This is a genomic window from Planktothricoides raciborskii GIHE-MW2 (assembly GCF_040564635.1).
GTDB classification, from domain to species: domain Bacteria; phylum Cyanobacteriota; class Cyanobacteriia; order Cyanobacteriales; family Laspinemataceae; genus Planktothricoides; species Planktothricoides raciborskii.
The window spans coordinates 6,912,759-6,936,847 of record NZ_CP159837.1; the positions used below are offsets into that span (position 1 = coordinate 6,912,759).

At 44.6% G+C, this 24,089-nt stretch carries 14 protein-coding genes; 10 read left to right on the forward strand and 4 right to left on the reverse strand.

The window, feature by feature from the left end; translation table 11 throughout:
* Positions 1 to 721 precede the first annotated feature (721 nt).
* On the forward strand, positions 722 to 3,550 hold the full coding sequence (locus ABWT76_RS29465; RefSeq protein ID WP_054465573.1) for a bifunctional acetate--CoA ligase family protein/GNAT family N-acetyltransferase: 2,829 nt from the start codon (positions 722 to 724) through the stop codon (positions 3,548 to 3,550).
* 235 nt (positions 3,551 to 3,785) lie between these two features.
* The gene (locus tag ABWT76_RS29470; protein ID WP_354635374.1) at positions 3,786 to 5,351 is read left to right on the forward strand and encodes a DASH family cryptochrome; all 1,566 of its coding nucleotides are present in this window, start codon (positions 3,786 to 3,788) and stop codon (positions 5,349 to 5,351) included.
* Between the two features lie 186 nt (positions 5,352 to 5,537).
* Here ABWT76_RS29470 and ABWT76_RS29475 read toward each other — a convergent pair whose 3' ends face one another.
* Entirely contained in the window at positions 5,538 to 5,678 is a 141-nt protein-coding gene (locus ABWT76_RS29475) for a hypothetical protein (RefSeq protein ID WP_190876795.1), read from the reverse strand.
* 14 nt (positions 5,679 to 5,692) lie between these two features.
* On the opposite strand from ABWT76_RS29475, the gene ABWT76_RS29480 reads away from it, so the two are divergent.
* Positions 5,693 to 6,250 (forward strand): HPP family protein, encoded by a 558-nt coding sequence (locus ABWT76_RS29480; RefSeq protein ID WP_054465574.1) that lies wholly within the window; start codon positions 5,693 to 5,695, stop codon positions 6,248 to 6,250.
* A 134-nt stretch (positions 6,251 to 6,384) separates the two neighbouring features.
* Positions 6,385 to 6,717, forward strand: coding sequence for a DMT family protein (locus tag ABWT76_RS29485; RefSeq protein ID WP_054465575.1), 333 nt, complete (start codon positions 6,385 to 6,387; stop codon positions 6,715 to 6,717).
* Positions 6,718 to 6,820: 103 nt separating this feature from the next.
* Here ABWT76_RS29485 and ABWT76_RS29490 read toward each other — a convergent pair whose 3' ends face one another.
* Positions 6,821 to 7,225: a hypothetical protein gene (locus ABWT76_RS29490; protein WP_054465576.1), complete on the reverse strand. Its 405-nt coding sequence runs from the start codon at positions 7,223 to 7,225 to the stop codon at positions 6,821 to 6,823.
* A gap of 225 nt (positions 7,226 to 7,450) precedes the next feature.
* On the opposite strand from ABWT76_RS29490, the gene ABWT76_RS29495 reads away from it, so the two are divergent.
* The gene (locus tag ABWT76_RS29495; RefSeq protein ID WP_190876793.1) at positions 7,451 to 9,766 is read left to right on the forward strand and encodes a hypothetical protein; all 2,316 of its coding nucleotides are present in this window, start codon (positions 7,451 to 7,453) and stop codon (positions 9,764 to 9,766) included.
* Between the two features lie 283 nt (positions 9,767 to 10,049).
* On the opposite strand, the gene ABWT76_RS29500 is transcribed toward ABWT76_RS29495, so the two are convergent.
* A complete protein-coding gene (locus ABWT76_RS29500) occupies positions 10,050 to 11,177 on the reverse strand; it encodes a geranylgeranyl reductase family protein (protein ID WP_054465577.1) in 1,128 nt (375 codons plus the stop codon).
* A gap of 520 nt (positions 11,178 to 11,697) precedes the next feature.
* Here ABWT76_RS29500 and ABWT76_RS29505 point away from each other — a divergent pair.
* Positions 11,698 to 12,882 carry an NAD(P)H-quinone oxidoreductase subunit H gene (locus ABWT76_RS29505; protein ID WP_054465578.1) on the forward strand — a complete coding sequence of 395 codons (1,185 nt, stop codon included), beginning with the start codon at positions 11,698 to 11,700 and terminating at the stop codon, positions 12,880 to 12,882.
* A 258-nt stretch (positions 12,883 to 13,140) separates the two neighbouring features.
* Positions 13,141 to 14,340, forward strand: a complete 1,200-nt coding sequence (locus ABWT76_RS29510) for a class I SAM-dependent methyltransferase (RefSeq protein ID WP_190876791.1) — start codon at positions 13,141 to 13,143, stop codon at positions 14,338 to 14,340.
* A gap of 46 nt (positions 14,341 to 14,386) precedes the next feature.
* On the opposite strand, the gene ABWT76_RS29515 is transcribed toward ABWT76_RS29510, so the two are convergent.
* Positions 14,387 to 15,337: a DUF4922 domain-containing protein gene (locus ABWT76_RS29515; protein ID WP_054465580.1), complete on the reverse strand. Its 951-nt coding sequence runs from the start codon at positions 15,335 to 15,337 to the stop codon at positions 14,387 to 14,389.
* Between the two features lie 700 nt (positions 15,338 to 16,037).
* On the opposite strand from ABWT76_RS29515, the gene ABWT76_RS29520 reads away from it, so the two are divergent.
* The 3 genes from ABWT76_RS29520 (at position 16,038) to ABWT76_RS29530 (ending at position 23,991) form a co-directional block, all read left to right on the forward strand.
* Positions 16,038 to 19,670 carry a PAS domain S-box protein gene (locus tag ABWT76_RS29520; protein ID WP_190876789.1) on the forward strand — a complete coding sequence of 1,211 codons (3,633 nt, stop codon included), beginning with the start codon at positions 16,038 to 16,040 and terminating at the stop codon, positions 19,668 to 19,670.
* 132 nt (positions 19,671 to 19,802) lie between these two features.
* Positions 19,803 to 22,079: a DUF4139 domain-containing protein gene (locus tag ABWT76_RS29525; protein WP_199317200.1), complete on the forward strand. Its 2,277-nt coding sequence runs from the start codon at positions 19,803 to 19,805 to the stop codon at positions 22,077 to 22,079.
* A gap of 337 nt (positions 22,080 to 22,416) precedes the next feature.
* Positions 22,417 to 23,991: a mucoidy inhibitor MuiA family protein gene (locus tag ABWT76_RS29530; protein ID WP_054465583.1), complete on the forward strand. Its 1,575-nt coding sequence runs from the start codon at positions 22,417 to 22,419 to the stop codon at positions 23,989 to 23,991.
* The last annotated feature ends 98 nt before the right edge of the window (positions 23,992 to 24,089 follow it).

Below are 24,089 nucleotides of genomic sequence, written 5' to 3' on the forward strand. Positions count from 1 at the left end.
AAAATTGTCAAGGCTATGCGATCGGCATCAATTAAGCATTTCTTAAATATTCAGCAAATTCTTGAATCGGTCTAGTTTCTGCCAGTTGCCAAGAACGGCTCATTGACAAAAACAATCAATAAGTTGCTTTACTAGCGGGAAAAAGATCGAGAAATGCTCAAAAAATTTCAAGGATACAAAGACCTGATTTGATTTGCGAGTGCTATAATCGGGGTAAAGCCTGCAAGCAACGCGCTTTTTTGCTTATGATGAACAATTTTCCCACAAAATCAGTCAAAATTAAGATAGATTGATGAAAGTTGGATAATTTTAGGGAATTTCCAGGATTTAATTTCTCTTAACTTGCTCAATGTAGCTAGTTAAACCGAAAAAACCCATAAACAAATTGGGGTCATTTATAATATAAAGCCAACAAAAATTAACAATACTTAGTCAACCGTTAACAAATATTTAATGAGGTTAGAGTAAACTTAGAGAGTTCACTGTGAGGGATTCATGCGGCTTTTATGGCAAAGCAAAAAAATCAACCAGATTGCCGTCAAGTCACCGACATGAAAATTGTTGAAAAAAAAATTTAATTTTTACCGAAAAATGTCAAAAAGTCTGAAAACAAATATTGATTTCGATAAATCAAAAATTATCGAAGAGTTTTACCGTTGCAAAATAATGGTGCAAAATAATGTTGAAAATATTTCAGAAATCAAGTGATTAGGAGGCTTCCATGCAAGTGAGATTAATCAACTCATTGAGACCAGCCGCAGACCCAGCCCACAATATATTAGGTGATAAACGCCAACCCCTCGATGCGATTTTTGCACCGAAAAATGTGGCGGTAGTAGGCGCTACGGAAACTCCGGGCAGTGTGGGTAGAACCATTTTATGGAACTTAATGAGCAATCCCTTTGGGGGGACAATTTTTCCAGTGAATCCCAAACGCACCAGTGTTTTGGGCATCAAAGCCTATTCCACCATTGCGGAAATCCCTGAACCCGTTGATTTAGCAATTATTGCTACTAAAGCGTCCACGGTTCCGGACATTATTCGCCAATGTGTTGATGCGGGAGTCAATGGGGCGATTATTGTTTCCGCCGGATTTAAAGAAATTGGCGAGGCTGGAGTCAAACTCGAACAAGAAATTCTGGACTATGCTCGTCGAGGAAATCTGCGAATTATTGGCCCCAATTGTCTGGGGGTGATGAACCCATTAACCGGACTCAATGCTACTTTTGCTTCGGCGATCGCCCGTCCGGGAAATGTGGCCTTTATTTCCCAAAGTGGCGCACTCTGTACCTCGATTCTCGACTGGAGTTTTCGGGAAAATGTCGGCTTTAGTGCCTTCGTTTCCATTGGTTCCATGTTAGACGTGGACTGGGGGGATTTGATCTATTATTTCGGCGAAGATCCGCGCACCCAAAGCATCGTCATCTATATGGAATCCGTGGGGGATGCTAGGTCTTTCCTCTCCGCAGCCCGAGAAGTTGCCCTGAGTAAGCCCATCATTGTGATTAAAGCCGGTTGCACCGAACAAGCGGCCAAAGCGGCGGCCTCTCATACGGGGGCGATCGCCGGTAGTGATGCGGTCTTGGATGCGGCCTTCAGACGGTGTGGAGTCCTGCGAGTTCACAGTATTTCCTACCTATTTTACATCACTGAATTGTTGGCCAAACAACCGCCACCGAAAGGCCCACGGCTGACCATTCTCACCAACGCGGGGGGCCCTGGAGTGATTACCACAGACGCTTTAGTTTCTCAAGGCAGCGAACTCACGGAACTTGCCCCAGAAACTATTGAAGCCCTCAATAAAATTCTGCCGCCCCATTGGAGTCATAACAACCCCATCGATATTTTGGGGGATGCGGACCCCGATCGCTATGCCAAAGCGTTAGAAATTGCGGCGAACGACCCCAACACCGATGGCTTATTAGTCATCCTCACCCCGCAGTCCATGACCGAGCCCACCCAAACGGCGGAAAAACTCAAACCATACAGCCGACTGAAAGGCAAGCCGGTTTTAGCCAGTTGGATCGGGGGCACCGAAGTCAGCGCGGGGGCGGAAATTTTGAATCAAGCGGGAATTCCTTGCTTCCCATTCCCGGATATGGCAGCGCGGTTGTTTGACTATATGCGGCGTTATAGCTACAACTTGCAGGGTCTTTATGAAACTCCCATGCGGATTCAAAAAGATGACCAAGCCAACCGATTTTTAGCGGGCAAATTATCGGGGAAAACTGGCACCATTCCCGAAGAAATGACCGGACGGGCTTATGCGGATTTAATTATTAAAACCGCACGAGATACCGGACGCACTACTTTAACCGAATTTGAATCCCAAAAAGTCTTTGCGGCTTATGGCATTCCCACGGTTAAAACCATGATCGGCACCAATGAAGAAAGAGCGGTTGCCGCTGCCGAAGAAATCGGTTATCCCGTCGCCGTGAAACTCTATTCTGACAGCATCACCCATAAAAGTGATGTCAGCGGAGTGCGCTTAAACCTGCATACTCCAGAGGAAGTAATTAGTGCTTATCGGGGCATAAAACAGGCGGTGACAGACAAAGTTGGCGCCGAATATTTTGATGGCGTGACCATTCAGCCGATGATTAAATCTGAGGGTTATGAATTAATTATCGGCAGCATGGTGGATCGGCAATTTGGCCCCGTGATGCTGTTTGGTGCGGGAGGAGTTTTGATTCATGTCCTCGATGATTGCGCGATCGCCTTACCGCCATTAAATACCACTTTGGCACGACGGATGATGGAACAAACCAAAATCCACAAAATCCTCAAAGGGGTACGCGGTCGTCAGCCGATTAACTTAGAAATTCTGGAGCAAATATTAGTCCGCTTTTCTTACTTGTTGGTGGAACAACCTTGGATTAAAGAAACGGATATTAATCCCCTGTTAGTTTCCCACGATGGATTTATTGCCCTGGATGCGCGGATTATTTTACATGACTTAGAAGTCACCGAAGACCAGTTACCAGATTTGGCAATTCGTCCGTACCCTAATCAATATATCACTGAGTGGAAATTGCGTGACAATACCCCAGTGAAAATCCGCCCTATTCTGCCGGAAGATGAACCCTTAGTCCGGGAATTTCACGATCAACTTTCCGAACATAGTCTCTATTTGCGCTATGCCCAAATAATGAAAAAGAGTCGCCTACTCGTCCACGAACGGCTGTCTCGGATGTGCTTTATTGACTACGATCGCGAAATGTCTTTAGTTGTAGAATATCAAAATCTCGAAACCGGCAATACCCAGATTATTGCCATGAGTCGCTTAACCAAAATTACCGGCACCGAGGACTCTGAATTTGCTATGCTAGTGAGCGATCGCTTCCAAGGCAAAGGATTAGGCACCAAACTACTAAGTCTAATGATTGACATTGGTCACGCCGAAAAACATTCAGTGATTCGGGCAGAAATTCTCAGCGATAATTTCATCATGCAACATATCTGCAAAAAACTCGGTTTTCGGATTCACCGTCTCCCAGGAGAAGCAATGATATCGGCAGATTTGCCCTTACAAATTCATCCGGTGATTTAATATAGCAATTGTCAGAATTATGAAGTACAAAAAAATTTGTCATTCCCGCGTTCGCGGGAATCCAGAAAACTTCTGTACTTCATTCGGACAATAACCACTATATTCGTTGATTGTTGATTGGTGATTGTTGATTGTTGTAGGGTGGGCAAAATTTTGCCCACCCTACTATTTACTGTATGATATAAATTAATATAAACTATCTTTGTGCTCTTTGTGCCTTTGTGGTAAAAAATCCATGACTCAAAATATTCTGATTTGGTATAGAAACGATTTACGCATTCACGACCATGAACCCCTCTATCGGGCAACCCGTCAAAAAAACCCCGCCTCGCAAATTATTCCCGTTTATTGTTTTGACCCCCGACACTTTGGGAAAACCCCTTATGGTTTTCCCAAAACCGGGGCATTTCGCGGCCAATTTTTGTTAGAAAGTGTAGCAGATTTAAGAAACTCTTTAAAAGCGATCGCTTCTAACCTAATTATTCGCACTGGAAAACCGGAAGAAATCCTACCCCAATTAGCCCAACAATTTAACATCACTGACATCTATTACTATCAAGAAGTCACCTCAGAAGAAATTGCCGTAGAAACCGCCTTAAAAAAAGCCTTAAAACCATTAGAAATTTCCCTCACCGGCTTTTGGGGACATACTCTGTATCATCCAAATAACCTCCCCTTTTCCATTAGCGAAATTCCCGAAGTATTTACCCAATTTCGTAAAGAAGTAGAAAAAAAAGGCAGCGTCAACCCGACATTTTCCACCCCTAAACAATTACCGCCCTTGCCCAAAATAGAAATAGGCGAACTCCCGGATTTAACGGATTTTGGTCTAGAAAAACCGGAATTTTCTCCCCGGTCTGTCCTGCAATTTAAAGGCGGTGAAACCGAAGCGATCGCCCGATTAAAACAGTATTTTTGGGAAAAAGATTGCTTAAAAATTTATAAAGAAACCCGCAACGGAATGATAGGGGCTGACTACTCCTCTAAATTTTCTCCCTGGTTAGCAATGGGTTGCATTTCCCCTCGTTACATTTATGAGCAAGTCCAAAAATATGAACAGCAACGCATCAAAAACGATTCGACATACTGGCTAGTTTTTGAACTCCTTTGGCGGGATTATTTCCGCTTTATTGGCGCCAAACATGGGAATAAAATATTTTATCTTTGCGGGTTACAAGGAATAGATATTCCTTGGCAAGAAGACTGGGAAAAATTTGATTTATGGCGGCAAGGAATGACCGGATTTCCTCTCGTAGATGCCAATATGAGAGAACTTGCTGCCACCGGATTTATGTCAAATCGCGGACGGCAAAATGTCGCAAGTTTCCTCACCAAAAACTTAGGCATAAATTGGCAAATGGGCGCCGAATGGTTTGAATCGTTATTAATTGATTATGATGTTTGTAGCAACTACGGCAACTGGAATTATACCGCTGGAGTGGGCAATGATGCGCGGGGCTTCCGCTTTTTTAATATTATCAAACAATCCAAAGACTACGATCGCCTCGGAGAATATGTCAAACATTGGTTGCCCGAACTAGCAAAAGTTGCCCCGGATAAAATCCATGAACCCTGGCAACTTTCCCCCGACCAGCAAAAGCGATTTAACGTCATAATTGGCGTTGATTATCCTCAGCCTGTAGTAGATTTATTTAAATCTGCCGATGAGAATAAACGCATCTATGAAGGGGCATTATCCCGGCATGATTCTCGGCGATCGAGTCAAAAACCAGGGAAAAAATCTGGTAATAAATCCGAGGTTTATGCCAAAGTTCCTAAAGCTTTAAAAAGACCAGGTTAACAGAGAAAAGTCCGTTTACTTTATAAACGGACTTTTTTCTGTTTGACGAACAATTTTTTCTACCTACGCCGGGGTCGTAACTCACTATGGGAGCCATAGAATTTTCCCGGAGTCTACATCTCATAATATAGCTCATATTCCTAAGTAGGGTGTAGGGTGGGCAAATTTTTGCCCACCCTACGAATGTTATTTTTGCCCGATCGCCGCATCCGTATAACTAAACCCGATCGCGCTGATTAAAATTTTCTGTATAGTTAGATACGTTTTAGTGGTTTTTCCCTGATTGTCACCATATACTGATATCAAGGCCAATTCGTTGTCAATCATCGGCAAATATACTCATGTGGAAATATCAGAAAATTCGGTTGAAATGGGAAACTTATTGCTTCAAGCTGTTCGGGAAATGGCGGTCTGTACCGTTAACTTGTCCAATGGATCGACCGCATCACAAACATATTTTTTGGAGTTGGTTGGGGAGTTTCTGCGCGATCGCTGCCACATCTTACCTTTCCGTCAAAACCAATTCTCCCTTACTAATGGCTCCCTTTGGGGCTACCAGCGTCTTAATTTTTGGCGTTCCTGACAGCCCTTTGGCGCAACCGCGCAATCTCATTGGGGGTAATCTTTTATCAGCCTTTATTAGCCTCAGCATTTTGCATATTTTCGGTTCTGCTCCCTGGACAATGGGGATGGCTGTAGCTACGGCGATCGGACTGATGCAGCTTACCGGAACGTTACATCCGCCTTCGGGAGCCGTTGCCTTAGTTATTATGATGACAAAGCCTGACTGGGAATTTTTAATCGTGCCAACATTTGAGGGATCGATGATTCTTCTGTTGTGTGCCGTTGTTTTCAATAACCTCGCTGAAGATCGGTCGTATCCTAAACACTGGCTATAGCATTTTTTCGGTTAAGAGAGATAAAAAATGAAGAAATATTAACCTAATTTTCCTAATTTGCCCTTCCCATCCCTGGACTAAAAAAACTGCGAGAAATCTATACTAAGATAGATTCAATTCTCGGACAAATTACTATGCTCACGGTACTTTTGCTGACCATCTCTAATCTATTTATGACTTTTGCCTGGTATGGACACCTCAAGTTTTTGCAAAATCAATCATTATTTTTTGTGATTTTAGCCAGTTGGGGCATCGCTTTTTTTGAATATTGCTTTCAAGTCCCGGCAAATCGGATTGGTTATGGAGAGTTTACCGCCACCCAGTTAAAACTCATCCAAGAAGCTATTTCTATTATGGTGTTTATTGGCTTTGCCGTAATCACTTTGGGTGAAAGTCTGAAATGGAATTATTTGGTTGCCTTTATTTTCATGTTTATCGCGGTTTATTTTGCGGTGGCGATAAAATAAAATCTGTATTTGTAGGGTGTAGGGTGTAGGGTGTAGGGTGTAGGGTGGGCAAAAATTTGCCCAGCCTAAGAATTTGCGCCCGCAATGCTTGCGCCCCTACGGATTAACTCATGGGATTTTGCAGTTCTTGCTCAATTTCTTCTAAAGTTTGAATCACTAATCGTTTCGCTTGTAATTTCCAGCCCATCTGTTGCACTTTAATAGCAATAAATCCCCCCACTCCCGTCGCAATAAAATCTAACGGCTGAGTCATAGAAATGCCAAATAATAATCCCAGTCCCGCAATGCCCCAAAAAGGTAATGCCACCGTTTGCCGTTGGTGTTCCAGAATGCGACTAAATAAATCTGTGGGCATTTCTTCGATCAGTTGGGCTTTGACTTTCCTTTGTTCCGCGATCGGGACAGAAAGACCAATTTTTCGCCGCAATTTTTCGATTTTTCTGGCGGTGGTGCTGTATTCCGTTAGCTGATCTTCTGCCATCATTACTAGGCGTTCTAACTGTCCCATAATTGTTAATAAATAAGTAAAGTTTGATGTGGTTTTTGACCCCAATTTTGTAGGGGCGAAGCATGACCGCAGGAGAAACCGGGTTTCTGGGACAATGGGCGACCACTTTCGGGGAATCTCTACAAGAAACCCGGTTTCTGAAATTAAGGATCTAATACCGGAATGCTTTGCCCTGACAATGCTAAAATATTACCATATTTAGCTAAATTTTTTTGGAAAAATTCAATGATACTAAAAAAACCCGATCGCCCCCTAGGGAAACTTTCTCCCAGCTTTCTGGCTTTACTATTATTGGTGACATCCTGCACCAGGGCGACCACGGGGGGATCGCCCCTAAATTCCGTATCTTCTGAACCCGTCCGTTCCACCCCGGTAACGGTGACGGAAGCAGGAACCTGGGCATTTACACCGGAACCGGATACTTATAATAATCAAGCCTTATTAGATTTGCGGTTTCTCAATGAAAAAATAGCCGGTGAATCGGGGTTTATTCGCCGATCGCCTGATGGTCGAAATTTTGTCAAAGGGGACGGTGTACCGATTAGATTTTGGGCAGTCAATTCTGATAGTTGGAGAGAAGGTAAAGAAGCGATCGCCGACCAAGCGCGTTTTTTAGCCAAACGAGGGGTTAATTTAGTGCGTTGGCATGGACAAATTCAAGCCAAAAATGAAGAATCAAAACTAACAGATATTGACGAAAAAGCTAGGGATCAACTTTGGCAATTTGTGGCGGGAATGAAACAAGAGGGAATATATATGACCATTTCCCCATACTATGCCATGCCAGTCAAGGCAAAACCCAACTGGGGCATTCCCAGAGATAGTGAATCGATGCAGGGTTTGTTATTTTTTGATCCAGAGTTACAAGCGGCTTATAAAGGATGGCTGCGATCGCTGTTTGAACCAGTCAATCCCTATACAGGAATTGCCTTAAAAGATGACCCGGCTGTGGCCATTATTCAACTGCAAAACGAGGATTCCTTATTATTTTGGACAGTGGAAAGTATTCAAGGTCGCGATCGAGAAATTCTCAGCGGTCAATTTGGCGAATGGTTAAAGCAAAAATATGGTTCTTTAGCCGCAGCCTCAAAAGCATGGAACAACGCCAAAATAGAAAGCGATGACTTTAACAATGGTCGAGTAGGCTTTTATCACATTTGGGAAATGACCCAAGAACAAAAGCCGAACAGTGGTAAAGCCAAACGTTTGGCAGACCAAACCCAGTTTTGGACAGAAACCATGCATAATTTTAATCAGGAAATGGTGCGATTTTTGCGAGAAGAAATCGGCGCCAAACAGTTAATTAATGCCGGTAACTGGAAAACCGCCAATTCTCTGACCCTAAATGATGCCGAACGCTATTCTTATACTCCCAGTGAGGTGATGGGCGTAAATCGTTATTATGATGGCGGCGGTCATTGGGGGGAATTTTCGGGCTGGGCGATCGTGAATGGGGATAAATTTATTAACCGTTCGGTGTTATTTGACCCCAGTTCTTTGCCCACGAATTTAAAACAAGTAGCAGGTTATCCCATGATTATTCCTGAAAGTTCTTGGGTGCCCCCTTTGGGTTATCAGTCAGAAGCGCCTTTTTTAGTCAGTATTTATCAGTCCCTCGGTGGGGTGGATGCTTTCTATTGGTTTTCCATGAAAGAACCCCAATGGCGTCAACCTTCTTCGGCAAATGGGTTTAAGCCGTCCATTGGAAAATGGGTGATTAATACCCCAGAGTTGTTGGGCAATTTTCCCGCTGCGGCGTTAATGTATCGTCAAAATTATATCCAAACAGCGCCAGTGGTGGTGGCCGAAAAGCGATCGCTGGATGATTTGTGGCAGCGGCGATCGCCCATAATTGGGGAAAATTCCGGCTTTGACCCCAACCGCGACCAAGAAGCCGCTAGATCCCTGGGACAAAACCGGGGATCTGACTCAATTCATCCCCTCGCCTTTTTGGTCGGCCCCGTAGAAGTGACTTATAATGCTGACCCCAGCCAAAGTCAGGCGATGAACTTGGATCAATATATTGATGAAAAAGCCAAAGTGGTGCGATCGCAAACCGGGGAGATCCAGTGGGACTATGGCAAAGGCATTGCCACCTTAAATGCCCCCAAAGCCCAAGGAGTCACCGGCTTTTTGGGACAAATCGGCAACTTTGAATTAGGAGATATCACGATTATTTCTGGCAATAACTACGCCACGGCGATCGCGGTATCAATGGATGATCGACCCATTGCCACCTCTAAAAAAATATTAATTCAAGTAGGAACCGTCGCCCGTCCTCACGGTTGGACAGAAAAAGCCGTCACCTGGGAAGACAAAAACGGTCAGCAATTGCAAGGGTTTGAGGTAATCAGCTACGGTGAGGCCCCGTGGGCGATCGCGGAAAATAACCTAACCATTACCGTCAACAACCCCAAAATTACCAAAGCAACAGTATTAGACATGAACGGGTTAGCCAGAGGGCAAGCAGAACTCCAGCGTCAGGGAAACAAAGTAACATTGCAAATGCCCCCTGACGCCAAATATCTGATTTTAAATTAAAGCGTTTTTCTACTGAATAAACCACAGATATATGTAGGGTTTATGGGGTGTAGGGGCGAAGCATTCTGGGGAAAATCTTAATGGTCAAAACCAAGATTTTTTACCCGTAGGCGAAGCCTTCTCGAAGAGTATGCTTCGCCCTTACCTGCGGTCATGCTTCACCCCTACGAAAATTTGTAATTCATTAATCTGAAAAACCCTGTAAGTCTAAATGCAAAATCAAATAAAAAAACCGGATTTTTCCTCAAAAAAAACCGGTTTTTCGCATCAATCAAACATTAAATTAACCCCCACCGAAGACGCCTTTAGTGAGCATTTTCACCGCCACGTCCACCACTTCTGAATAGCGTAATTCTCCACAGAGAATTTCCACCATTTTTGTGGTGGCAGAGGGTTTCTTCACCCCGACTTTGTAGCTAATTTTCGGCAAGCGGAAAAATGCGCCAGCAATCCGTTGCGCCCAAACCATATCACTGCCCCGTTCTTCTTTCATAATTTCGGTGTATTTTTCCAGGGCGTTGCTGTCACCGGCTAAGGCAGCCGCGATCGCCTCTGCCGCCTTAATCCCACTAAACATAGAAGGGCGAATTCCTTCAGCAGTAAAGGGATCGACCACCGCCGCCGCTTCCCCAGCTAACACCGCATTTTGGGTATGCAAAGTGCGATCGCCATCCCACAAAGCCATCTCTGCCTCATACTGTTTAGCATTAGTTAGATCCAAACCCAAATTAGTGGCATACTTCTGCAAAATTTCCGGCAGATTCTTCACATCTCCACCAATAAAAGCCGCCGTTCCCAAAGAATAGCCATCCGCCTTCGGGAAATTCCAAATAAAACCATTTTTCACTTCCCCAAAATCAAAATTAATCGGCGAATTTTGCACCCCCGTAGTTAAAGGCACCTCAAGGCCCACCGCCAAACGGCGTTTCACCTCTTTCTTAAAGCCCAACAACTTACTCATCGGCCCAGAAGCGCCGTCAGCAGCAATCAAATAACGACCTGTCACCGGCCCCTTACTCGTCGCCACTTCCCAAGCCCCATTCTTAAAGGCCACCCCAGTCACCGCCGTATTATCCCGAACCTCAGCCCCTTGACCCTTCCCTTGGTCGATTAAAAACTGGTCAAACACATCCCGCTTGACCATCCAAATTGGTTCTGCACTCGTCACCTCTAAATCCACCGGGTCTTCATTACTCCAGGTGTAGCGAAGATGCTTCACTTTCAGGGAAATCGCCGGACTAAAATCAAAATCAAACCACTGGGCAACTTGTGGTGACACCGCCCCCCCACAAGGCTTATATCGCGGCAGAGATTCTTTTTCCAGGACTAACACAGAATGTCCTTTCTTCGCCAAATGGTAAGCAGCACTGCCCCCGGCAGGCCCTGCGCCGACAATAATACAATCAAACATCCTTAAATGAGACTCCTCGCTAAACTACACTACAGAAATACATTACGCATCTTACATGGCAAACCAATTGCCGCCTTGTCAATACAAAATTTGTACTGTAAACAAATCGGGAAAAATAGTTTTGCCTTCTCTGTTATATCTGTTGAGATAGCGGTTCGCACCGAACGAGTAGTATTTGTTATTTGTTATTTGTTATTTGTTATTTGTTAACTGTTGACCTTTGTAGGGGCGCAATGCTTGCGCCCCTAAACCCCGCACACCGATGGCGGCCCCCTGCACTATTTACGCATCCCTAATCGATCCTCAAAGATTTTTCTATCCATCTACCGAGTCGGCACGTTGGGCAGTTCACAACAAACTTTATAATGATCGAGATACTTGCAACCGAATATTTTTGATCCATCTGCCGTGCCTTTGGTGAGCTTTTGTCCAGACGCGACCTATCGGGTTTTGACAAAACAGCAAAAATCTCAACTGGGGCGGCAGCCCAAATCTGTCTCAAGGGGAAAAGGCCACAGTTATGTCAATGATTGAAACCAGAACCGAACCCATGATTCTCAACATGGGGCCACACCATCCCTCAATGCACGGGGTGTTGCGGTTAATTGTCACCCTGGATGGTGAGGATGTGGTGGATTGCGAGCCAGTCTTGGGCTATTTGCACCGAGGCATGGAAAAAATCGCCGAAAACCGCACCAACATCATGTTTGTTCCCTACGTCAGCCGCTGGGATTACGCAGCGGGGATGTTTAACGAAGCCGTCACCGTGAATGCACCAGAAAAACTGGCGGACATTCCCGTCCCCAAACGGGCCAGCTATATTCGGGTGATTATGCTGGAGTTAAACCGGATTGCCAATCACTTGCTGTGGTTAGGACCATTTTTGGCGGACGTGGGTGCCCAAACTCCATTTTTCTACATTTTCCGGGAGCGGGAATTCATCTACGATCTGTGGGAAGCCGCCACAGGTCAGCGCTTAATCAACAATAACTATTTCCGCATTGGTGGGGTTGCCGCCGATCTGCCTTATGGTTGGGTGGACAAATGCGAAGATTTTTGTGACTATTTCGACCCCAAAATCGATGAATACGAGCGCCTGATTACCGATAACCCCATTTTCCGTCGTCGGATTGAAGGACTCGGTGTGATTACTCGCGAAGAGGCGATCAACTGGGGACTGTCTGGGCCAATGCTGCGTGCTTCCGGGGTGAAATGGGATCTCCGCAAAGTAGACCACTATGAATGCTACGACGATCTGGACTGGGAAGTGCAATGGGCAAAAGAGGGCGATTGTTTAGCCCGTTATTTTGTGCGGATTGGGGAAATGCGGGAGTCGGTGAAAATTATTCGCCAAGCCCTGAAAAACCTTCCCGGCGGCCCCTACGAAAACTTAGAGGCGAAACGGATGGCAGGGGGGCCAAAATCTGAATGGAGTGATTTTGACTATCAGTTTATGGGTAAGAAAATTGCCCCCACGTTTAAAATTCCCGCTGGCGAACATTATGTGCGGATTGAAAGCGGCAAAGGGGAATTAGGGATCTATATTATCGGTGACGATAATGTGTTCCCCTGGCGGTGGAAGATTCGGGCGGCTGATTTTAATAATCTGCAAATCTTACCGGATTTATTGCGAGGAAATAAGGTGGCCGATATTGTGGCTATTCTCGGTAGTATCGATGTGATTATGGGTTCAGTCGATCGCTAATATATCTGGCTAAAACTTATCAAAAATAGGGACAATAAACTGTCCCTATTTTTATGAGCAATTTTATCGATATTTTTTCGCGATCGATGAAATAAAATGTTTTACCACAAAGACACAGAGAAGCACAGAGAGAAAGAAGCACAGAGATAAGCACATAGAAAAAATTTCTCCGTGTCCTTTGTGTCTTTGTGGTGAAAAATAAGTAATAATAAGTAATAATTGGTGGGCAATGCCCACCCTACTAATTGATTAAAAAATATGAGTAATCCTAATTTATGTGAAGAAATTGCCCGGAAAATTCAGGCAAGTGAGCAAAAAAGAATTTCTTTTGCTGAGTATATGAATTTAGCGCTGTATCATCCCGCTTATGGTTATTATACGACGGGGGCGGGAAAAATTGGCGCTGGGGGTGATTTTGCGACTTCTCCCCATTTATGCTCGGATTTCGGGGAAATGCTGGCGGAACAGTTTTGGCAAATGTGGCAAATTTTGGGCTGTCCGGTGCGGTTTCAATTGGTAGAAATGGGGGCAGGTCAGGGATTAATTGCGGGAGATGTGCTGGTTTATTTACAGTATAAATATCCCGATTTTTTTCAGTGTTTAGATTATGTTATTATAGAAAATTCTCCGGCGATGCGCCAGTTTCAAGAACAACGGTTAGTTCGGTTTACAGGCGATTTGGCGAATGTCCTCCGCTGGTGTTCTTGGGCAGAAATCGAACCGGATTCAATCATCGGTTGTTGTTTTTCTAATGAATTGGTCGATGCTTTTCCTGTGCATCAATTTGTTATAGATAGAGGGAAATTTAAGGAAATTTATGTGACTATGTCAGAAATTAATGGTGAACTAAATTTTGTGGAGGTATTGGGAGAACTTTCTACCCCAAAAATTGCCGAATATTTTAATGAGTTAGGGTTAAATTTTCTGGGAGTAAAGTACCCGGATGGCTATCGCAGTGAGGTGAATTTAGCGGCGTTAGATTGGTTAAGGGAAGCGAGCCAACGGTTAAAGCGGGGTTATTTGTTAACCATTGATTATGGCTATGAAGGCGATCGCTATTACGCCCCTTCTCGACATCAGGGAACTTTGCAATGTTATTATCAGCATCGCTACCATGACAATCCCTATATTTTAGTAGGCCAACAGGATATTACTGCCCATGTGAATTTTACCGCCTTGGAGCGTTATGGGCAGCAATGGGGTTTAGAAAATATCGGCTTTACTAAGCAAGGATTATTTTTAATGGCTTTGGGGCTGGGCGATCGCATTGCCGCCATATCCACCACTCCCGGACTGGATATTGTCACCGCATTACAACGGCGAGAAGTGCTGCATCAATTAATTGATCCAATGGGTCTGGGTAATTTTGGCGTCTTAGCACAAAGTAAAGGACTAACGGATCAAGAACGCGACCAAAAATTAACAGGTTTTACCATGCCACCAATGGGAACGTTTTAGGAATAAAGAGGTGTATTGGAGCGGGAGAACCCGCTCCCCCATCCGCCTAAATGGGCACGGCGACCTTTTTTAAGACCGTCATGGGGCCGGTTTCTTTGAGGAGTTGCATTTGTTCGGCGTTGCGAACCAGCAGGGCGCCCGCAAAGCCCAAGGAGTTGATGGAGATGCCGTGAAATTCTTCCTGCGATCGCGGCACAATCAGCATCCATTCCCTTGTTGCCAGTAAATTGTAAGGCCCAGACTGCTGCGGACTTGGCTGATTTTCTTCCGTGAGTAAGCCGACTGCCGATAATAAGGTGCGATAACATTCCAGGGTCGGGGCAGCGGCATCTACGGGGGAATTGACCCAGTTAGGATCCATGCGGGCGAACCCATTGACAAAGGGCAAATCCGCGATTCGCAGGAGCGATCCTGGACTATTGGCTGATGGCAATAGGGGTTCCAGGGGAATTTTGCCTCTGCCTGTCCCTAGGGGCAATGGGACGAGTTGTAAATGCTTATGTTTTTGACTTGCCCCAGCGATTTTGCCGCCGTTATAAAATATCAGTCCATCAAATTCCGCTAAACAAGCCCACATTGCCACAAAATCCGCCCAAGTTAACCAATTTTCCTGGTCTTCAAACTCTCGCGTGACAATCAGCAGGTGATGGTTAACCACATTAAATTTATTCAATAAACATAAGTGGGTCGGAGAAATATCACAGACAAATAAATCTTGCTCATAAGGCAGAAAAGGGTTAAACTCTTTGCCGGTTTTCTGTTGTTTTTTCTGTTGTTTTTTCTTGGCTTTATCTTTGCGGACGAGGTTGGCTAAAATTCTCACGATCCAATCAATGCCCTCTTGATTGATTAACTCGCATTCCGTGGGAATTGATTGCAATGCCCCACAACTTATGGCATAGTTGGTTTGGAATTGAATTTTAGACCATAAACTGCCCGGTTTTAGCAGGATATTTTCTGGACGCAATTCTGGACACAATAATGTTTGTTCAGTCATATTTCAATGTCAGAAATATTGGCGTGAGTTGTACTTGCTTTAATCGCTTATTTAACTAAGTTAATTAATTCAGTAATTATTCCCCCAAAAAAAAGATAATATTACCTTAATTGGATGGATATAAGGTTTAATTAACCATAAGTTAAGAAAGTATTTGATGGCGATTTTAAGATTTTGACGATTCAATTTTAATGGTGTAGCGATCGCACCTGATAAAATATCGGATTTTTTTAACAAAACGTAACAATAAATTTAGTTTCAGGATATCAAGAGCGCTCGGCTTTAAGAGATTTTTTGGCCACAACCATAGAGAGGCAGAGAACCGAGAACAACGACAGAAAAGCCTCGTTTGCTCTGATTGTCCGGGAAAATTATTTGGCCGATAATTAGCGATGAATTAGCGCTTGTCCTGGAGACGATTTATCAACGGAAATAAAGACTGTGTTTAAGAGTTAGCGGCGATCGCCGCCCTCCCATCGGGCGCCCTAAAATCATGGGTGATGGGTGAGAAAAATGTTAAATTTTGGTCATCGGCGCCTGCCCCCGCCTTCGCGGGGGTTGGCATCAGCTTGATTAAGGATATATAATATAAGACATTTTATTTACCGGAACTATATTTTACTTGCCGTATTTTCACGGATCCAGTCAATTTTCTCTTTGACTTTTGAATTCATTCAAGTGAACTGATTAAAATAAAGCTGTGTCTGATCATGTTTCTCCGTTTCTGCTTCAAGATCCCCACGTATTTGAAACCCTATTTAACGCTGCCCTCGATGCGTGGGCGATCGCCGATGATCGAGGTAATTATCTTGATGCTAACCCCGCTGCCTGTCAATTATTCGGATTGCCCCGTTGCAACCTGATCGGTTGTCATCTCAGGGATTTTACCTTCCAAGGGTTTGACTTTGCCTCGGCTTGGCAGCAGTTTCTTGACCAAGGTCAAGACAAGGGGGAATTTCAGTTGATTAGAACCGATGGCCAAGTGTATGAAGTCGAATACACCGCAAAGGCTAAGGTAATCTCCGGTTATCACCTATTAATGTGGCGGGACGTCACCGCCCGCAAACGGGCAGAAGACCGGGTGCAGGTGTTGGAAAATCTCCTGGCACAAACCACCGCTGTCCCACCGCCGTCCCACCCAGACAGCCTGGAGGCGATGCAGAAAACCGATGAAGAACGGTATCGCCTGCAACAAATTGCTCGGCATATCCCTGGGGCGATCTACCAGTTGACGTTGCATCTCGATGGCCGGTCTTGTTTCCCATACTTCAGCGAGGGGTTGCAAGAGATTTATGGGGTCGCACCAGAAGCGGTCAGGGAGGACGCTACCCCCCTTTTGGCCATGATTCATCCCGATGACCTAGCCAGTTTCAAGCGGTCGATTGTTGACTCAGCCACCCACCTCAACCCGTGGCATTGCGAATATCGCATCTGTCATCCCGATGGCCGGTTGTTATGGGCGATCGGTCACGCCACACCCCAGCGAGAACTCGATGGCAGCACTATCTGGTATGGCTATATTCAGGATATTACCGCCCAAAAAGCGACGGATCAAGCGCTGCGGGAAAATCATGTGCGGTTACAACTGGCCCTAGAAGCGGCGAATATTGGCACTTGGGATTGGAACCCGCAAACCAATCAGGTGGCTTTTAGCAAGCAGTGGAAAGCGATGCTGGGCTACAAAGAAGATGAAATTGAAAATCGCCTACCAGTCTGGGAAAGTCTGGTACATCCAGAGGATCTCCAAGAGGCTTATGCAAAGATTGATGCCCACATCCAAGGAAAAACGCCAGTTTATCAGAATGAATATCGGATGCGGTGCAAAGATGCGTCGTATAAATGGATCTTAGACCGAGGGCAAATTATTGAACGCGATGAACAAGGTCAGCCGGTCAGGTTTATCGGCATCCATCACGATATTTCTGAGCGCAAAACGGCGGAACTGGCCTTACGGGAACTGACTCAACAACTCCAAAAAGCTCAGGAAGTGGCTCAGTTGGGTTATACCTATTTTGATATGGCAACCCAAAAAATCACTTGGTCTGAACAGGTTTTCCGCATCTTTGGCCTGAACCCAGACCAAGGAGAACCAACGTTTAAGGAATATCTGAAAAAATTGCACCCGCAAGATCGCACCATTTGGCAACAGAGGTTGACAGAAGCGAGGCAAGGTGTGCCCCAAAGTTTTGACTATCGCGTCTTTCGTCCCGATGGGGAAATGCGCTATGTGAATGCTCGCCTTGAGCTTGAGGTTAGAGATGGTGAAGTGGTGGGGATTTTCGGCACCGAGATGGATATTACCGATCGCAAAACGGCGGAATTAGAACTGGAGCAATTTTTTAGCATTTCCCTGGATTTACTCTGTATTGCTGATGCCGAAGGTCGTTTTCGCCGCCTGAACCGGGCTTGGGAAACTAGCTTGGGCTACACCGTTGAGGAATTGGCAGGTCGGCTTTTTTTAGAGTTTGTCCACCCTGATGATGTTGCCCCCACTCTGGCCAAGATGTCAGATTTAGAGCATGGGGATAGGGTGCTGAAATTTGTGAATCGCTATCGAGCTAAAGATGGCAGTTATCGTTATATTGAATGGCTGGCGAATCCTTGCGGATCGTTAATTTATGCCGCTGCTAGGGATATTACCGATCGCATCCAAACGGAGGCGACCCTGCGAGCGAATGAGGAAAAACTGCGATCGCTGTTTGACCTATCTCCTTTGGGAATTGTGTTAAATGATATGCAGGGTAAATTCACCGAAGCCAACCCAGCCGCTTTGAACATTACCGGCTATACCTTGGCAGAATTAAATCAGTTGAGTTATTGGGATTTAACTCCCTCGGAATACATCCAGCCGCAAAACCGACAAATTCAATTACTCAAGACCATTGGGCGATACGGCCCTTACCAAAAAGAATATATTCGCAAAAACGGCGATCGCGTACCCGTGGAACTGACGGGGATGATAGTCACGGGGGCAGATGGACAGCAATATGTCTGGTCAATTATTGCCGATATTACAGAGCGCAAACAAGCGGAAGCCCAACTGAACGAAATCTCTGAGCGGTTGTCATTATCCCTCAAGTCTGGAGCGATTGGCTGTTGGGAATGGAATATCATCGAAAACACCCTGATTTGGGACGATCGGATGTATGAACTGTATGGGGTCAACCCGGAGTCTAATACCCGATTAGTTTACGAAATTTGGTCAACGGGACTGCATCCCGATGACCGAGAGGCATCGGAAAGTTTAATTCGCCAAACGGTTTTGGGTCAAGCCGAATTTGATACGGAATTTCGGGTGATTCATCCTGATGGCAGCATCCATTTTATTAAAGCCTTTGGTCTGCTGCTGCGAAACCCCGAGGGGAATCCCGAAAAAATGATTGGGGTTAATTTTGAGATTACAGACCGCAAACAGGCTGAAGCCCAGCTACAATCCCTGCTTCAAGAATCCCAAGCCAAAAGCCAAGAACTCCAACTCGCCTATCGGGAACTGCAAGAAACGCAAATTCAGTTAATTCAAGCGGAAAAAATGTCCAGTTTAGGGCAGTTGGTTGCCGGGGTTGCCCATGAAATTAATAACCCAGTAAGCTTTATTTATGGTAACTTAACCCCCACATTAGAATATGCCCAGAGTTTACTAGAACTGATTCAGCTTTACCAAGATTGCTATCCTAATCCAGGGGAAGAAATTACTGATTTCAGCGAAGAAATCGAGTTAGATTTCATTATCGAAGATTTCCCTAAAATCATCGATTCTATGAAAAATGGTGCATCGCGCATTCGGGATATTGTCAAGTCTCTGCGGATCTTCTCTCGCTTAGATGAAGCCGATTTAAAGGAAGTAGACCTGCATGAAAATCTGGACTGCACTCTGGTAATTTTACACAATCGCTTGAATGGTGGAGGGGTAAATGCGGAAATCAAAGTGATTAAAAACTATGGAAAGTTACCTCTGGTTGAATGTTATATTGGCTTGTTAAACCAGGTGTTTATGAATCTGTTGATCAATGGGATTCAAGCCATAGAGGAACGACAAAAATTTGATCTAATTGATCTAAATTATGAGTATGTTGGCATAATTACCATTACCACAGCTATTGATGCATCTAATTGGGTATCGATTTCAATTAAAGACAATGGGATCGGCATGACTCCAGAGGTGCAAGCGAATATTTTTAATCCCTTTTTTACTACCAAGCCTGTAGGTCAAGGGACCGGCATGGGATTACCTAATAGCTATCAAATTGTCACCAAAAATCACCAAGGAAAGTTAAGTTTCACTTCGGCGATCGGGGTGGGAAGTGAGTTTGTTATTCAGTTACCTTGCCGGTAAGTTTAGGTAAAACCAAGGCTTTTTATCAATGTTAAGGCCAAAGGTTAAGGCCAAAGACAAGAATGGAAGCCGCCTAAAATACCCTATTAAAATAGAATCAGCCAAAAAATTAAAAATAGGCTATCAATTACCATGCAAATAAATTATCAGCAACTAAATTCTAAAATCGATCGCGTAAAACTCTATGCTGCCGGGGCAACGGTGTCGCGGGTGGCTGAGTTAGCTGATAGAAATGAAGTAGTGGAAATTCCCGGTTTACCTTTAGCTTTGGATGATAGTAGCGTGCGAGTCCGGGTGGAAAGCGATTCTGGAAATAGTGCCTTTGCCGCGATCGCCACTGATGTGCGGATTGGTTTAGGGGTTCCCCCGCAGACCGAAACCCAAGCATTTCCCCTAGAGGCAGAGATTTCTACCGCCCGCACGGAGGTGCAACAATTAGAGGAATTGCTGACTGTGATTGACCATGAAATTAAAGTTATTTCTCGAATAGAAATTCCCCAAAGATTTAGTGGTGAGGGAGAAAAAGCGCCTCCCCCGTCCCCAACGATGATGCGAATGGCGATCGCCAATTATAAGAACCAACAAATACGCGATCGGATGCAAGAACAGCGAGAAATTCGGGAAAAATTACGCCAAGCCCAAGAAAATCTCAACGATTTATTAGAGAAACAATCGCGGGCATCTTCTGCCAAAGAAGCCCGACCCCATGAGTTGAGAAAAATCGCCATTATTCGCCTAACTTATCCAGAAATTGACTCAAACCAACCCCTATCCTGCCAACGATTAATCCTAGAATATTTTGTCCCCGGCACTCGTTGGACTCCGACTTATATTTGTCGTTTAGATACAGTTGCCAATACCGCCACAATTGCGATGCGGGCATTAATTTGTCAGAAAACTGGGGAAGACTGGAACGGAGTTTCTCTGGAACTTTCTACAGCGCAACCAATGATGTGGTGTGACTTGCCAGAGTTGCCTTCTTTACGTCTTGGTCGGGCGCAACCAACGCCGCAAAAATCCGGTTGGCGACTTCCTCCAGTGGGGGCAGAATTGTTATTTGAAGATTACGATCGCGGCTTCTCACAACCAACATTATCCGATCAAGTTATCCCCCAAATAAAAACCATGATTCCACCCCCAAGTCCTATGGCAGTATCGCCTCTGGAAAACGGGGATTTTAGCGCCGATGAATTTGATCTAGCAGAAGAGTCAGAATTTGCAGAATTTCAACAGGAACCCTTAGAACGAAAACCTGACGATCGACCGGCAAAAATTAGCCATAAAAAAGCATCTACAAATGATAATCCTTTCGAGATGAATTTACTAGGCGATCGACCAGATTATAATCCTCCCGATGTGAATATGTGTCCCCGACCTGCGCCATCTCCTCTGTCGATGTGGAAAATGAGACGACAAGCAAAAATAGAAGATGTAGAAGCAGATGTATTAGAAGAAAGTTACATCAGTTCGCCTGCATCCCTAGTAAAAGAATCGTTGATGTTTGAAGAAAAGAAAATTAATCGGCTGATTCTCGCATACAATTTGATGGAAATGCCTGCACCCGATCGCCGGGACCAGCGCGGTAAATTATCTTTGATCCAACAACAAGAAACCTATTTAGAAATTCTGCAAACTCAAGAATTAATCGTTAACTTTGATGTAATAGATCCTGTAAAATTGGCTATTTACCAAGCCAAACAATGCCTAAATCAGCCCTTACCCTCTGGGGGGATTAATGTGCGACAAGTAGCCGGTTCTTTTGACTATGCTTATCCGGGAACTGGTCGCGTAGACGTGGCCTCTGATGGGCAATTTCATTCCGTAGCTTTGACCGGAGAAGGCACAGAAATGGAGATTTATTATGTCACAGTTCCTCGCGAAGCTGCCGATGTTTTTCGGATGGCTAAACTCCGTAACCCCCTACCATCTCCTTTATTAACGGGTCTAACTGATGTTTATCTTGATGGAGAATATCTGTTATCGACTACGATTAAAACTGTACCGCCGAAAGGGGAGATGGATTTAGGTTTAGGTGTAGAAGAATCGATTAAAGTTGCCCGTAATACTACTTATAAAGAAAACCGAGGCGGTAATCTTTTGGTAGGAGTGAATGAACTGCACCATGAGATTAAAATTGATTTGGTGAATAACTTATCTAAAGATGCGAAAATTGAGGTGCGCGATCGCGTGCCTATTCCCGCCAAAGATGCTAAAGTAGATGTGAGCATTGATGCGGTTTCTCCTCCTTGGGAAAAATATCCACAAACAGAACGAGATTTACCGATTGAAGGGGGGTATCATTGGTGGGTAAACCTCTCGCCCGGAGAAGAGAAAACTCTGGCGGTACAATATACTTTGAAAATAGCCGTGGATCGCGAATTAATCGGGGGCAACCGTCGGGAGGAATAAGCCTACAGCCATTTTCTATTGAATAAACCAGAAATATCTGTAGGGGCGAAGCATGACCGCAGATATCTTTTTGCTTAGAATATTGTACGGGCGAAGCATTCCGGCAGTGTAGGGGCGAATGGCCATTCGCCCCTACTGCTTGGAATATTAACTTGACTGCCGGAATGCTTCGCCCCTACTACGGTCATGCTTCGCCCTACCGTGGTTCAGTAATCTGAAAAACGCTGTATAATGTAGGTTGGGTTGAGGAACGAAACCCAACATTACCAAAATTTTTGTTTCACAAAATTATAAAAAACCTACAGAATATATTTTTGATCTAACCAGAGAATCAAGTATGGAAACCAGCTTAAAAGAGATTAAAAATTTAACCCTAGATGCACCAGTTGCTACGGTGACATTGTTAGAAGACCGGGCTTTAGTTCAGCGTATGGGTAAAATAAACTTAACCCCAGGTTTGTGGCGAGTTAAGGTGGAAAATGTTTCACCAATTATGGCGAATAAATCGCTACGGGCAGAATTTTCTGGAGACTATCCTAATGCCAGAATTGATGATGTGCGAGTCCGTCGGGAAATGATTGTTAAAGCAGCGGAAAAACCAGCAGAAATTCAGCGGTTAGAAGCGGAGTTGCGATCGCTTACCCAAGAGGTGACAAATATCGTCGCAGACCGGCAGCAAAATGATAAATTTGCCCAGGAAATCAACAAAGTTCTTAATCTGGGGATTTCTGAGTGGATGCAAGATGCGATTTGGGGCAATTTTGACCTGAGTAGTGGGCAGGAACAAATCAAAACTCTATTTCAGGAATTGCGCGATCGCCGCTTGGAAGGTTTCAACAGCGATCGGATTTGCAGCGAAATCCAACAGCAAATCGACGATTTAAAGCATCGCCTTGCCAGCTTATCCCGACCGGATCGGGTCTATATTACTTACCTGGAAATAGACTTAATGATTCCCACAGAGGGCGACTATGAAATTGCCATAGATTATGTAGTTCCTAATGCTTTATGGCGTCCGTGGCACCAAGCCCGGTTATTATTAGGAGAACAGCCTAAACTGATCTTTAAATGTGATGGCTGCGTCTGGCAAAGAACGGGGGAAGATTGGGAAAATGTAGATTTAATATTTTCCACCGCCCGACCCTCTCTCGGTAGCGACCCACCCCTATTAACCGATGATGAGTTAAGTCTGCAAGAAATAGAGAAGAAAATTATTGTCGAAACACGCGATCGCACCATAGAAAAACCCGGATTAGGCAGTGAACCTAGCCCCGATACTATCACCGTACCAGGGGTGGATGATGGGGGAAAAGTCCGCATATTGCGATCGGGCACTAAAGCCACCATTCCCTCTGATGGTCGTCCCTATCGTGTCCCCTTATTTACCTTTGAATCCGAAGCAAAAATCGAATATATATTAATGCCAGAAATCGTCCCGCAAGTCGTCCTCAAAAGCGAACAAATTAATCGCGCCGATTTTCCGATTTTAGCCGGCCCCGTAGACTTATTACGCACCACAGAATTAATCGGCAAAACCTCTGTGGGATTCATTGCCCCAGGGGAAAAATTTGCCCTGGGGTGGGGGCCAGATGCCGCCATGCGAGTGCAACGCACTCAAACCAAAAAATCAGAAAAAAACGCCATTACTCGTTGGAAAAGTATCACCACCACCACTCAGCTATTTTTATCCAATATTGGCGCAGAAACTAGAGCGATTAAAACCACTGAACGGGTGCCCGTCTCAGAATTAGAAAAAGTCAAGATAGAGGTAATTAAGGATAAAACCACCGAGCAAATCACCGCCGATGAAAATGGTTTTTGTCATTGGACATTGACCTTAGCCCCTTATACGCAAAAAGAGGTTATGTTGACCTATAAAATATCCTCAGCCCCCGATGTTGAGGGGATTTAATCTTCTGCTTGGTTATTAGTTATTGGTTATTGATTATTGGTGATTTGGAAAAAACACTAATAAATCATAACCAATAACCAATAAGCACTAACGATAGA

Bases quoted from the DNA above. Each gene is read 5' to 3' on its own strand.
- ABWT76_RS29515 (WP_054465580.1), bottom strand. From the start codon at position 15,337: ATGACTGAACAAACATTATTGTGTCCAGAATTGCGTCCAGAAAATATC.
- ABWT76_RS29530 (WP_054465583.1), top strand. From the start codon at position 22,417: ATGGAAACCAGCTTAAAAGAGATTAAAAATTTAACCCTAGATGCACCA.
- ABWT76_RS29485 (WP_054465575.1), top strand. From the start codon at position 6,385: ATGCTCACGGTACTTTTGCTGACCATCTCTAATCTATTTATGACTTTT.
- ABWT76_RS29505 (WP_054465578.1), top strand. From the start codon at position 11,698: ATGTCAATGATTGAAACCAGAACCGAACCCATGATTCTCAACATGGGG.
- ABWT76_RS29525 (WP_199317200.1), top strand. From the start codon at position 19,803: ATGCAAATAAATTATCAGCAACTAAATTCTAAAATCGATCGCGTAAAA.
- ABWT76_RS29475 (WP_190876795.1), bottom strand. From the start codon at position 5,678: ATGATTGACAACGAATTGGCCTTGATATCAGTATATGGTGACAATCAG.
- ABWT76_RS29465 (WP_054465573.1), top strand. From the start codon at position 722: ATGCAAGTGAGATTAATCAACTCATTGAGACCAGCCGCAGACCCAGCC.
- ABWT76_RS29480 (WP_054465574.1), top strand. From the start codon at position 5,693: ATGTGGAAATATCAGAAAATTCGGTTGAAATGGGAAACTTATTGCTTC.
- ABWT76_RS29500 (WP_054465577.1), bottom strand. From the start codon at position 11,177: ATGTTTGATTGTATTATTGTCGGCGCAGGGCCTGCCGGGGGCAGTGCT.
- ABWT76_RS29495 (WP_190876793.1), top strand. From the start codon at position 7,451: ATGATACTAAAAAAACCCGATCGCCCCCTAGGGAAACTTTCTCCCAGC.
- ABWT76_RS29470 (WP_354635374.1), top strand. From the start codon at position 3,786: ATGACTCAAAATATTCTGATTTGGTATAGAAACGATTTACGCATTCAC.
- ABWT76_RS29490 (WP_054465576.1), bottom strand. From the start codon at position 7,225: ATGGGACAGTTAGAACGCCTAGTAATGATGGCAGAAGATCAGCTAACG.
- ABWT76_RS29510 (WP_190876791.1), top strand. From the start codon at position 13,141: ATGAGTAATCCTAATTTATGTGAAGAAATTGCCCGGAAAATTCAGGCA.